This is a genomic window from Actinoplanes sp. G11-F43 (assembly GCF_050589265.1).
In the GTDB taxonomy this organism is placed as follows: domain Bacteria; phylum Actinomycetota; class Actinomycetes; order Mycobacteriales; family Micromonosporaceae; genus Actinoplanes.
This window is the reverse complement of the sequence record NZ_JBNZCE010000019.1, coordinates 85,994-99,552: the sequence shown is the minus strand read 5'-3', so window position 1 is coordinate 99,552 and position 13,559 is coordinate 85,994. Positions and strand designations below refer to the sequence as shown.

Genomic DNA, 13,559 nt, shown 5'->3' with positions numbered 1-13,559 from the left:
CCCCCCCCCCCCCCCCCGGGACTGCTCAGGCGCGGTGCCGCCCGGGGCGGTGCCGGGCCGGCGGGGCGTTCTCCCGGACCACCACCACGATGCCCAGGCCACCGGCGACCATCATGGTGGCGAGCAGGACCATGCCGGAGATCTGCGCGCCGGTGGTGGGCAGGTCGCCGCCGGCGTCGTCCTCGCCCTGGTCGCCGTCCCCGGTGTCGCCGTCACCGTTGCCGCCGTCGCCGCCGTCGGCGGTGCCGGAGACCATCATCGGTACGTTCACCGAGTTGTCGGCGATGTAACCGTCCGCGTCGGTGGCGCTGACCGTGACCGCCATCCGCTGGAGTCCGTTCTGGGCTCCGGCACCGACCTTGAGCGTCACCGACACGTCGCTGATCGAGTCGGCGGCCGAGTCCGGCGCGTCGCAGAGCACCGCGTTGGTGGCCAGCATGGGGTTCGCCCGGCAGGTCGCGGCGACCACTGTCGACGCCGCGGCCCGGAACCGTTCCCCGGTCGCGCCGGTGGTCAGTGAGACCCCGGCGACGGTGACCCCGGCGGGCGGGACGATGCTGAACTTGACCTGGGCGGCGGTCTTGCTGCCCCGGTTGCCGTACGGCATCTTCACCACCAGCGTGCCACCGGACGGGGCGGGCACCGTGCCACCCTGGTAGCCGATCTCCAGGTCCACGTCGTGCCGGCCGACGGTCAGGTCCGGCAGCGGCAGGTCCGACTCGCTGCCGCAGGCCAGGTCGAACCGCTGTTCGGTGGTGAGCGCCTGGTCCAGGCAGCCGCCGGTGAGCCGGCCGCCCTCGGTGGCGCCCGAGCCGACGGTCACCGGGAGCCGCAGGGTGGACGACTGCCCGGCGGCGAGCGGCACCCGGCAGATCACGATCCGGGCGGTGGTGCCCTCGGCGCAGCCGGACGGCAGGGTGCCGCGGGTGACACCGGACGGCAGGACCGCGGTCAGCACGTACGGGCCGGCCGCGCCCGGTCCCGCGTTGGCCAGGGTGATCGGCAGGGTGCTGGTCTGTCCACGGGCCGGGGTGGCCGGGGACCAGCTCCCGATGCTGACCGAGACCGACGGCCCCCCGCCGGCGCCGGCGCTGACCAGCACCCCGGCCGCGGTGATCACGTCGTCGGCGGCGCCGCCCGGCTTGGCCAGGGTGACCCCGGTGGCCCGCCATTCGGTGGCGCCCTCGGTGCCGGACGGCACGCTCACGTTCAGCCCGAGCACCCGGGCGGCGCCGGCGGTCAGGTCGATGCCGGTGCAGGTGATCGCGGTGGCGCCGACCTGGCAGGGGTTCTCGTCGAGGGTCGCCCCGGCCACCGTGAAGCCGGCCGGCAGGCTGTCCAGCGGCACGGTCAGGGTCAGCCCGGTGAGGTCGGCGGTCGAGGACAGGGTGATCGTCGCGGTGCCGGTCGCGCCGGCCGGGACGACCGCGCCGCCGAGGACCACGGTGCCGCTGTCGCGCAGCCGCTGGGCCACGGTGATCGGGGCGAACGCGGTGTCCTTCGGGCCACCGCACTCGGCGTCGCCGTCGGCCGAGACGCAGCCGCCGCCGAGGGTCTGCCCGCCGGTGACGTCGGTGTTCACGGTCAGCGGCACGTCCCAGCTGACGGTGGCGCCCGGGTCGAGGGTGACGGTGCAGGTGAGCACCCGCCCGCCGGTGGCCCGGCAGTCGCGGGCGGCCGGGCCGGCCAGGGCGCCGAACGCGGTGCCGGTGGGCGCGACCACCGAGACGGTGTCGCCGGTGGCGCTGGACGGTCCCGGGTTGGCGGCGGTGACGGTGACCGTGCGGGACGCGCCGGGTGCGGCGCTGCCGCCGGCGCCGGTGACCGACCAGGTGACCGGGGCGGTCCGGGTGCCGGCCTCGATCAGCCGGGCCAGGCCGGTGACGGTCTCACCGCCGTGCGCGACGACCACGCCGGCCGGGGCCCAGGCCAGTCCGGGCACCACCGCCGGGCCGACCCCGGTGGTGACCGACAGGGCCGGGGTGGCGCCGGCCGCCAGGTTGACGCCGGTGCACTGGATCCGGATGGCGGTGCGGTCGCAGGCCGATCCGGCCGGGCCGCTGGCCGCGGTCACCGTGAATCCGGCCGGCAGGCCGGCCAGCGGCACGGTGACGGTGGCGCCGGTGATCGGGGTGCTGCTGGTCACCCGGACCACGCCGGTGCCGGTGCCGCCCGGGACCACGGTGGCCGGTACGCCGGTGATCTGCAGCCGGTCGGCGAGCGCCTGCCGGAGCTGGATCGGCGGGATGGCCGTGTCGGCGGCGGTGCAGGTGCCGCTGCGGTCGGTGTCGACGCAGCCGCCGGTCAGCGGGGTGCGCACGTCGGCGCCCGGGGCGACGGTGATCGGCAGGGCGACCCGGGTCCGGGCGTTGCCGCTGACGTCGATCGAGCAGTCCACCCGTACGCCGGACGGGGCGGTGGCACAGGTGACTCCGGTGACCGCGGCCGGAGCCCGGAAGGTGACGCCGGACGGGGCGAAGAAGGTGTACTGCACGCCGCGGGCGGCCGAGCTGCCGGTGTTGGTGACCACCGCGGTCAGGGTGCCCGCGTCGCCGGGCAGCAGGGTCTGCGGGTCCGGTGTCTCCACCGCCACGCCGAGGACGGTGTCGGCGACCCCGACGGTGGCCGCGCGCAGGGTCTTGGCGGCGGTCTGCGCGCCCTCCACGACGGCGACGGTGGGGGTCCAGGTCGCCCCCGGTTCGGCGGTGTCGCGCAGTTCGGCGCTGAGCGTGATCTCGATGTTCCCGCCGGCTGTCACGTCCAGGCCGGCGCAGCTCACCGTGTTGGCGCCGACCGTGCACAGCCGGCTGCCGGCCTGGGCCCGGACGATGCTCATGCCGGCCGGGAGCGCGGACAGCGGGATGGTCACGCCGAGGCCGCTGCGGGCCCTGGTCGCCGCGATCCGGACGGTGACCGTGCCGGTGCGGCCCGGTTTGATCTCCGGCGGGCTGACCGCCGAGATGGTCAGGGCCTGGGACAGCGCCGGGGTGAGGGTGACCGGTGGCAGCGGGGTGGTGCCGGCGCCGCAGGAGTCGCTGCGGCCGTCGACCAGGCAGCCGCCGGTGAGCGGGGTGTTCGGGTCGGCGTTGGCCGGGATCCGGACCGGCAGGTCCCAGGTGAGCGGGGCGGCGCCGGCGGCCAGGGTGACCCGGCAGTCCAGCGCGCCGGTGCCGACGGTGGCGCAGCCGGCCGGCAGCGGGGTGCCGAGGGTGGTGCCGCCCGGCGCGTTGACCCGGACCAGGCGGTCGACCGCGTCGGACGGCCCGGTGTTGGTGATCAGGGCCCGGAACGGGGCGACCGTGCCCGGGGTGACCGTGCCGGACGGCAGGGACGGCGCGAACTTCAGCCCCGGCACCGGTGCGCCGGTGCGCAGGAAGGCTCCGGTGAACTCGGTGACGTCACCGGCCGCGCTGGTCAGGGTGGCCGGGTCGGCCGGGCTGAGCGTCCAGGTGAGCCCTTCGGCGGCCGACGAGGCCGGGCGCACCGTGACCGAGACCAGGTCGCTGGTGGCGTTCGGCAGGGTGATGCCGGTGCAGACGATGCCGCCGGTCAGGGTGCAGACCGAGCCGGCCGGGCCGGTCGCGCCGACCACGGTGAGGTCCGGTGGCAGGTCGGTGACCGGGATCTCCAGCAGCAGACCGCTCAGGGTCCGGTCGGTGACCGCCCGGAGCACGCCGGTGCCGGTGTCACCGGGGGTGACGACGTTGCCGGGGGCCACCCCGAGCAGGGCCTGGGCGCTGAACGGCTTGCCCAGGGTGAACGATCCGATGGCGGTGTCGCCGGCGCCGCAGACACCGTTGCGGTCCACGTCGAGGCAGCCGCCGCTGATGGTGGCGCCGGGCGCAGTGGGCGCCGGGATGTCCAGCGGCAGCCGGAGCCGGCGGGTCTCCGCGCTCAGGTCTACCTGGCAGCTGACCAGGGTGGACGACGCCTTGTCGCAGTAGGTGGAGGCGGGTTCGATCAGCTCGCCGAAGGTGGTGCCCTCCGGGGCCTTGACCTGGGCCAGCGCGCCGGGCAGGGCGGACGGCCCGGGGTTGGTCATGATCAGCCGCAGGACGGTCTCGCCGCCCGGCAGCACGCTGCCGTCGGCCGGGGGCAGCACGCTGACGTCCAGGCCGCCGCCGGTGTCGGCGGCGCCGACGGTCGCGGCGAGCCGCTGGAGCAGGGCCACGTCCGGTGGGGTGCGGGTGCCCTGGCTGACCCGGATCACCGGCAGCCAGGTGTCACCGGGGCGGGCGTCCGGAGCGGCGTCGACGGTCAGGTTCAGGGTGGCGCTGCCACCGCCGCCGATGTCGACGCCGGTGCAGGTGACCGTGTCGGTGGTGACGTCGCAGCCGGTGCCGCCGATGCTGGCCGCGCCGATGGTGAGACCGGCCGGGCGGTTGTCGGTGCCGACGGTGACGGTCAGGCCGTCGCGGGCCGCCCCGGCGTCCAGCCGGATGGTGGCGGTGTCGCTGCGGCCCGGGGTCACCGTCGCCGGCACGCCACCGGCCGCGGAGAGCACCGCGGCGAGCGGGGTACGCAGGCCGAACGGATCGAGGTTCACGTCGCACGCGTTGCCGGACAGGATCACGCAACCGCCGGTGACGGTGCCGGTGAGCTGGTGCGGTACGGCGAGCGGCAGGTCCAGGCCGGTGGACTGACCGGACGGCAGGGTGACCGCGCAACCGGTGGTCAGCGGGGACAGCCGCACGCAGCCGTCCGGCAGCGGTGTGGTGAAGGTGGTGCCGAGCGGGGCGGTCACCACGATCGGGACGGCGGTGGCCGTACCGGCGCCGGTGTTGCCGATCGTGGCCTTGATCGTGGTGACGTCACCGGGCAGGACGGTGTCGTCGTCCGGCATGTCCACCGCGGCGGTCAGGGCGAACAGCGGCGCGCTGGTGCGGGCCAGGATGCCGCCGCCGATGACGGTCTCGCCGGCGTCCCGGGTGACGGTGATGCCGGTGGCGTTCCAGACCGCGTCGGCCGTCCCGTTCGCCACCGTGATCGGCAGTTCGACGGTGGCGGTGCCGGCGGTGGCGAAGGTGGTGGCGCAGGTGATCGCGGCGGCGGTGGTGGTGCAGCCGCCGTTCGGGGCGATGGTCTCCCCGGAGATCAGCATGCTCGCCGGTTTGGTGTCCAGCGGCACGGACACGGTGACCGGTGTGCCGGGCGCGGCCGGGGCGTCGATCAGGATCTTCGCGGTTCCGCTGGAGTTCGGCGGGATGAGCGCGCCGTCCAGGCGGACCCGGGACAGGCTCTCGAACGGGGTGGCCACGTCGATCGGGCCGAGCAGGGTGTCCGGCGGGTTCAGGCAGAGGCCGTCGTTGTTGAGGTCGACGCAGCCGCCGGTGAGGGTGGATCCGGGCCGGGTGGTCGCGCCGACCTTGAGGGTGAGCGGGACGACCGGGTCGGGGCCGGCCGCCGGGATGTCCACCGTGCAGGACAGCTTGTCGGAGCCGGCGATCCGGCCGCACTCCGGCGGCACCACGCTGAAGACGGCCCCGGCCGGCGGGATCACCGAGTAGCGGACGCCGAGCGCGTCGGAGGTGCCGGTGTTGCCGACGGTGACGCCGACGGTGCCGGTCCTGCCCGGTTCGATGGCGGCGCCGGGCATGGTGACCGACGGGTCGACGACGATGTCGGCCGGGCCGATCACGGCGAGCCGCCGGTCCAGGCTGAGCGTGCCGTCGGTGTTGCCGACGCTGATCCCGGGCACCGTCCAGGTGGTGCCCGGGGTGGCCGAGGGGGCGGCGTTCAGCGCCACCCCGACCTGGACCGGGCTGCCCGGGGCCACCGTGATGCCGGTGCACGGGGAGGCGCAGGTGCTGCCGTTCAGCTCCAGGTGGTCGATGGTGAGGCCGCTCGGCAGGCCGGTGGACGGGACGGCGACCGCGAGGCCGGTCAGGGTGGCCCGGTCCGAGCTGAGGGTGAGCAGGGCGGTGCCGGAGGTGCCCGGCACCACCGTCGCCGGGGTGGTGTTCACCGACAGGGTGCGGGCGAACGGCACGGACAGGCTGATGTCCGGGACGCCCTGGTCGCGGGGCCCGCAGCCGGGCACCCCGTCCAGGTCGACGCAGCCGCCGCCGAGCGCGGTGAACGGGTCGGCCAGCGCCGGGACCTTCACCGGGAAGGTGAGCGGTCCGGTGTCGGCGCCGTCGGCCAGCGGGATCGCGCAGGCCGCGAGCAGCCCGGTGACGGCCACCGTGCAGCCGGACGGCGGGGTGGCGGCCGGGTCCAGCCGGGTGCCGAGCGGGGCGCTCACGGTGAAGAGGGCCGGGCGGGCGTCGGACGGCCCGGTGTTGGTGACGGTGACCCCGATCGGGGCGGTGCCGCCGGCCGGCACGGCGCCGGTGGGCGGCACCGTGACGGCCGCGCTCAGTTCGCTGCGGGGCAGGCCGACCACGGCCAGGTCACCGGCGTCGATGGCGGTCTCGCCGCCGCCGGAGACCAGGATCGGCGCGGCCGTCCAGATCCCGGGCAGGCCGCCGGGGCCGGAGTCGACCCGCAGGTCGACGACGGCCGGGCTGCCCGCGGTGACGTTGAGGCCGGTGCACCGGATCGGCTCGGTGCCGGTGTCGCAGGCGCCGCCACCGGCCGGGACGGCGGCGGTGACGCTGGTCCCGGTGGGCAGCAGCCCGACCGCGGGGACGGTGACGGTGAGGCCGTTCTCGGTGCCGGTGGAGGTGACGGTGAGCTTGGCCAGGGCGTCCTCGCCGGGCACGATCCGGGCCGGGGTGGTCACCACGTCGACGCGCTGCTGCATCGGGGTGCCGATGGTGATGTTCGGGATGGCCCGGTCGGCGGTGTTGCAGATGCCGTTGCCGTCCAGGTCGACGCAGCCGCCGGTGAGGGCCCGGCCGGACAGCACGTCACCGCCGATCGCCACCTGCGCGCCGAGGGTGAGCGGGGTGCCACCGGCCGGCAGGTCGACCCGGCAGTCGATCCGGGTGTCGCCCTGGGTGAGGCCGCAGCTGGGCGCGGCGGTGCCGGTCAGCGTGCCGAGGACGGTGCCGGCCGGGGCGATCACGGTGACCGGGACGGCGACCGCGTCGGACGGGCCGGCGGTGTTGCTCAGGCCGACGCTCAGGATGCCGCTGCCGCCCGGCAGCGGGCTCAGCCCGGTCAGGCTGACGGTGGCGTCCAGGCCGGTCTGCGCCGCGCTGATCCGGGCCAGCTGCGGGACCAGGGTGAGCTGGTCACCGCCCTGGGCCACGGTGACCGGGTTCGGTGTCCAGGTGCCGCCCGGCACCGCGCCCGTGGTGGCTCGCAGGGCGACGTCGACGTCCACGGTGGCGCCGTCGGCGACGGACAGGCCGGAGCAGGCCCACACCCCGTTCGCGCCGGCACAGGTGCCGCCGGAGGGGCTGGACACGCCGGTGACGGTCAGCCCGGCCGGCAGCCCGGCCTCCGGGACGCTCACCGACAGCCCGGACAGCGCGCCGTGCAGCGCCTTGGCGTGCACGGTCGCGGTCCCGGTCCGTCCCGGCACCACGTCGGCGCGGTCGGTGGTGACCGCCACCCGGGACGCGAACGGCGCCTTCAGGGTGAAGTCGGCGAAGGCCCGGTCCCCGGAGCCGAGGCAGCCGGGCACCCCGTCGGCGTCCACACAGCCGCCGCTGACCGGGGTCCACGGGTCGGCGTTGGCGGACACCGCCAGCGGCACGGTCAGCGCGCCGGTCGACGCGTTCCGGGCCAGGGACGCGACGGTGCAGGTCAGCAGGGTGTCCAGGGTGCGCTGGCAGATCCCGGGCAGGCCGGTGGCCGGGAAGCTGGTGCCGGCCGGCGCGAAGACCCGGAACACCGCCGGGGTCGCCGCCGACGGCCCGTTGTTCACCACGGTCACACCGAGGCCGGTGGTGGCGCCGGGCAGGACGGTGCCGTCGGCCGGGGTGGTGGTGGTCGCGGCCAGGCTGTAGGCGACCGTGCCGGTGGCGGCCAGCGGGCCGGTCAGGGTGGTGGTCTCCGATCCGCTCGCCACGGTGATCCCGGCAGGCGTCCAGGCGGCCGGTGGCACCACCGCCGGGTCCACCGCGACCCGGACCGCGACGTCCTTGCCGGTCAGCGCGGTCAGGCCGACGCCGGTGCAGGTGACGGCGGTGGCGTCGACCGTGCAGGGGGTGCCGCCGGCGGTGGCCGACAGGACGCTGAAGCCGCTCGGCAGGGCCGGGCCGGCCGGGATGGTGACGGTCAGGTCGTTCTCCGCCTGCAACGAGCGCAGGGTGATCCGGCCGGTGCCGTCCTGACCGGGAGTGATCACCGCGGGCAGGAAGGTGCCGGTGACCCGGACGGTGAACGGGCTGCGCAGCGAGATCGCCGGCAGCACCGGCTCACCGGACTGGCAGACGGCGTCGTTGTCCAGGCTGAGACAACCGCCGGTGAGCGGCCGGGAGGTGCCGGCCAGCGGGTTGACCGTCAGCGGCAGGGTGAGGTTCAGGTCCGGGCCGGCCGCCGGGATGGTCGCCGAGCAGGCCAGCGTGGCCCCGCCGCCGGTGCAGGTCGCGCCGGTGGGCGTGCTGGTGGGGACGCCCAGGAGGGTGCCGGCCGGGGCGACCACGGTGAAGGTGGCCGGGCCGGCGTCCGACGGGCCCTGGTTGGTGATCTTCGCGGTGATGCCGGTGGTCTGCCCCGGGCTGATCGTGCCGGCCGCCGGGCCGTCCGTGGTGACACCCAGGGTGAACCGGGGCGACGGGGTGACGATCGTGCCGGTGGTGGTTCCGGTGGAGTCACCGGCCGAGGCGGTGATCGGCGCGGTCGAGGTGGCCGCCCACGGGGTGGTGACCGCGGCGGCCAGGGTGACCGGCACCGACACGTTCACCGACTGGCCGGCCGGGATGGTCACCCCGGTGCAGTCGATCCCACCGGTCCCGGTGGCGCAGGTGCCGCCGCCGGTGGTGGAGACGGTGCCGGTGACGGCGTACCCGGTGGGCGGGGCCGGAATGGTGATGGTGGCCGGGGTGGCGGTCAGCGAGCCCACGTTGGTGACCTTGACGGTGGCGGTGCTCGCCGAACCGCCCGGGATCGCGGTCGCCGGGACCACGGTGATGCCACCGGACAGGTTGACGTCCGGGGCGCCGACGGTGACCAGACGGCCGGCGCCGGTCACCGTGGACCCGTTCATCACGGCGGTGACCCCGGCCAGGTCCCAGGTGGTGCCGACCGTGGTGGTGACGGCGGCGGCGGTGGCGATCCGGACCGTCGCCTCGGTGCCCGCCACGATCGGCACCCCGGAGCAGGTGATCGCCGCGGTGGTGACCGCGCAGGCGTTGCCGTCCACGTCCGCCGAGGACACGGTGATGCCGGCCGGCCGGTTGCCGATCGGCACGGTGATCACCGCGCTGGCGTCGGACGGCCCCGGGTTGGCCACCTTGACCGTGCCGGTGGCCGACTTGCCGGCCGCCAGGGTGACCGCGCCGACCGTCACGGTGCCGCCCGACGTGCTCGCCGCCTGCGCGTTGACCAGGGTGCCGGCCGTGGTCTGGGTCTTCGTCTGGCCGGCCTGGGCGACCGGGGTGCTGGCCGCGCTGATCAGCTTGCCGGTGCTGGTGGACCAGCCGCCGGCACCCGACGTCTTCAGCTTCACCGGCAGCGACACCTTGACACTGCCCCGGCCGGGCACGGTCACCCCGGAACAGATCACGTAGTCCGGGTCCGCGGTCGAGCAGGTTCCACCGCCGGTCACGGTCGGCGGGTCCAGGACGTACTGGGAACCGGGCTTGGGGATCCTGATCGTGGTGTTGGCGGCGCCGACGTCACCGCTGTTGCCGACGGTCACCACCGGGGTGCCGGACTGGCCGGGCGCCAGCGACACCGGGGTGACGGTCGGCTGGTCCAGGACGATCGTGCCGGAACACACCGACTCGCCGACCACCACACTGCCGTTGGCGACCGTGCTGAGGATCCCGGCGCCGCCGAGCAGGCTGACGTCCAGGGCGCGGACCGTGTACTTGTAGACGCCGGTGGCGTCCCAGTCCGCGGTCCGGTGGTCGACGAAGACACTGGCCAGGTTGCCGACCGGCAGTTTCAGGTTGACGTCCGGGTTGGCGATGGTCTGCCCGGCCACCTTCAGGTCGGCGATCTCGACGGTGGTGGAGATGCCGGACGCGGCCATCGTGCAGACCGTCCGGACCGCGCCCACCCCGATCCCGGTCGCCCCGAGCACACTGGCGCCGGCCACACTCGACTCGGCGCGCCCGCTGGCGCCGGTGCCCGGACCGGCCGTCGAGGTGATCACACCACTGGACAGGATCGACTGGCCGAGCAGCTTCAGCCCCGGGTTGGCCAGCGTCGACGAGGAGGCGCTGCCGCCCTCGGTCCAGCTGCGCTCCGGGCTGGGGACGGCCAGGGTGATCGGCAGCGCCCCACCCAGCAGGTTGATCTCGGCACGCACACCCTGCGCCGTGGTTCTCAGGACCCCCGCCATCGCGGAGTTCGGCCGGGTGCACAGAGTGAGCACCAGAACCACGACAAGCAGAATGGAGATTCTCCGACCCGATCGCACCGACGTATTGTCAGAAAAGCGACGCCCCGATCGGCTGGTGTTTCAGCAAAATCCCTGGTGGCTACCGGCGGGCTGTATAAAGAGAGCCAGCGCCACGGTGACACCCCCGTGCGCCCTCTTCGGCATGATCAGACGTGCCCCCGGGCCGGCCGCCAGCAGCGCCGCCGCCTCCGCCACACTCGGCGTGCCCACCGCGGCGGCCGCCGCCCGGCCCGGATGCGGCACCGGGCAGGCGGCCAGCTCCGCTGCCCGGAAACCGGCCACCCGCCAGCCGTACGCCGCCGCCAGCTCCCGCACCCGCGGCTCCCCCGCCCGCCGGTCCAGCGAGGCCAGCACCGATACGTCAGCCGGAACCAGGCCTGCCGAGGCCAGCGCGGCGAGCACCGGACCGGGCAGATCCACCCCGCTGCGGGCGCCCAGCCCGAGGGCGATCACCGGGCTGCGGCGCTGACCAGGTTGTGCGCCAGCCCCGGGCGGCCGGCCCAGTGCAGGTGCAGATAGGACGCGTGCAGCCGGGGCGTCGCGAAACCCTCCGGATCGGCGCCCCGCCACGCCCACGCCGCACCCGCCGCCGGCGACAGCAGCAGACCCGACCGCGGATGCACCGTCGTCCGGTGGAACTCGTGCCCGGTCACCCGGGTCCCGGCCGGGGCGAGCGGGCTGTCGGACAACGCCACCGCGTCCCGGTAACCCAGCGTCAGCGACGGCGACATCGCCGCGTCCGCCGCGAGCACGCCGCACATCGGCGCGCCGTCCAGCGACTCGCACAGCCACAGCAGGCCGGCGCACTCCGCGGCGATCACCCCGTCGAACTTCCTCACCGCGTCGCGCAGCGGCTCGTTGGCGGACAGGGCGCTCGCGTACACCTCCGGGAACCCGCCGCCGACCACGATCGCCCGGGTGCCGGCCGGCAGCCTCTCGTCGTGCAACGGATCGAACGGCAGCACCGTCGCACCGGCCGCGGACAGCAGCTCGGTGGTCTCGGCGTACGAGAAAGTGAAAGCCGGACCACCGGCGACCGCGACCACCGGACCGTTTTCGATCGGCTCGGCGACGGCCGGGTCCCACGCCTCGAACGACAGCGCCGCCGCCGACCGGGCCACCGCCGCCACCGCGTCCAGATCCACCGACGCCGCGATCAGCTCGGCCATCGCGTCCACCGAGGCCAGCGCCTCGGCCCGCCGCTCCGCCGCCGGCACCAGCCCCAGATGCCGGGACGGGGCGGCCACCGCGTCCGCCCGGCGCAGCGCGCCCAGCACCGGCGTGCCGACCTCCTCACAGGCGTCCCGCAGAATCCGCTCGTGCCGGTCCGAACCCACCCGGTTCAAGATCACCCCGGCCAGCCGCACCGCCCCGAAACTACGGAACCCGTGCACCAGCGCGGCAATCGACCGGCCCTGCGCCGCCGCGTCCACCACCATGATCACCGGAGCGTCGAGCAGGCCCGCGACCTGCGCCGTCGACCCCTGCTCGCCGGCACCCGTCCGCCCGTCGTAAAGGCCCATCACGCCCTCGACGACCGCCAGATCCGCACCCCGCGACCCGTGCGCGAACAGCGGCCCGACCAGGTCCTCCCCCACCATCACCGGATCCAGGTTGCGGCCCGGCCGGCCCGCCGCCAGCGCGTGATAGCCCGGATCGATGTAGTCCGGGCCCACCTTGAACGGCGCCACCCGCAGCCCACGCCGCGCGAACGCCGCCAGCAGCCCCGTCGCCACAGTCGTCTTGCCGTGCCCGCTGGCCGGCGCCGCGATGACGATCCGGTTCACCATTCGATCCCCTGCTGCCCTTTCCGGCCCGCGTCCATCGGATGCCTCACCTTCGTCATCTCGGTGACCAGATCCGCGGCCCCGATCAGATCCGGATGAGCGTCCCGCCCGGTGATCACCACATGTTGAGTGCCCGGCCGATCACGCAACGTCTCCACCACGTCGGCGACATCCACCCAACCCCATTTCATCGGATAGGTGAACTCGTCCAGCACATAGAACTTGAACGATTCCGCAGCCAGATCCCGCTTGATCTGTGCCCACCCCTCGGCGGCCTCCGCGGCATGATCCCGCTCGGTGCCGGCCCGCTGGATCCAGGACCAGCCCTCACCCATCTTGTGCCAGGTCACCGGGGTCGGGCCGTGCTCGCCGAGCGCCTTCAGCGCGGCCTCCTCCCCCACCTTCCACTTCTCCGACTTCACGAACTGGAAAACGCCGATCGGCCAGCCCGCACTCCACGCCCGCAACGCCATTCCGAACGCCGCCGTCGACTTCCCCTTGCCGGCCCCGGTGTGCACCGCGAAAACCGCCTGCCGGCGCCGCTGCCGGGTGGTCAGCCCGTCATTCGGCACACTCGTCACTTTCCCTTGCGGCACGTCGCCTCCCCTTTCCTCACCGTTTCAACAACCCTTTTCCGGTACGCCGTAGGGGCCCCGCCGAAGTCGTCCCGCCCCACGTCGACCGGCGACCGAACTCGGCGCGGCTCCCGCCACGCACTCCCCGGCGGCCCACACCGTCCTCCGGCCCCGCCACGCCCCCCACTCCGTAGTCCCACCACTCCGGACACCCACTGCTCTGGACACCCACTGCTCCGGACACCCGCCGCTCCGGACACCCGCCACTCTGGAATCCCACCGTTCCAGACACCCACTGCTCTCCCGCCGCTCGAACACCTATCGCCCCGGACGCCCGCCGCTCCGGGCAATCCCGGCGATTCCGGCGATTCCGAGGCCACCGGCTATCCCGAGACCCCCTGCTAACCCCGGTCACCATCTCGCCCTGGGCAATAGCCCCCAGACCCCGAGCAGCCCCGCCGGCACCCGGCACCCGCGCACGGACGACGATCGTTTGCCGGCGTCGGCGCCCACCGCCCGGCAGGCACTCACGATCGGGAGAACGTGCGCTCGGTGCGGGCCGGCGCCACCGGTGATCGGACACAAACCGCTACCGAACGCGTCCGCCCGGCGAATCCCGCCGACAGCAACCACCGGCACGACCCCACGGGCGAACGCATCCGCCCACCGATTCCCTCTTACCGCAACCACCGGCACGACCCCGCTGGCGTGGCTCGGTGGCGGAGGCGGTCGCGG

The 13,559-nt window shown here is 75.0% G+C and carries 4 protein-coding genes; all 4 read right to left on the bottom strand.

The features are described from left to right. Positions 1-25: 25 nt before the first annotated feature. A complete protein-coding gene (locus ACQ0O7_RS23415) occupies positions 26-10,444 on the bottom strand; it encodes a hypothetical protein (protein ID WP_430784320.1) in 10,419 nt (3,472 codons plus the stop codon). Between the two features lie 78 nt (positions 10,445-10,522). Next, complete coding sequence (locus tag ACQ0O7_RS23410) at positions 10,523-10,915, bottom strand: cobalamin biosynthesis protein (protein ID WP_430784319.1); 393 nt, start codon at positions 10,913-10,915, stop codon at positions 10,523-10,525. Then, a complete protein-coding gene (locus tag ACQ0O7_RS23405; protein ID WP_430784318.1) occupies positions 10,912-12,252 on the bottom strand; it encodes a cobyrinate a,c-diamide synthase in 1,341 nt (446 codons plus the stop codon). The genes ACQ0O7_RS23410 and ACQ0O7_RS23405 overlap by 4 nt, the downstream gene beginning before the upstream one ends. After that, positions 12,246-12,845 (bottom strand): cob(I)yrinic acid a,c-diamide adenosyltransferase, encoded by a 600-nt coding sequence (cobO, locus tag ACQ0O7_RS23400; protein WP_430784317.1) that lies wholly within the window; start codon positions 12,843-12,845, stop codon positions 12,246-12,248. Before cobO ends, ACQ0O7_RS23405 begins: the two co-directional genes overlap by 7 nt. Positions 12,846-13,559: the final 714 nt, after the last annotated feature.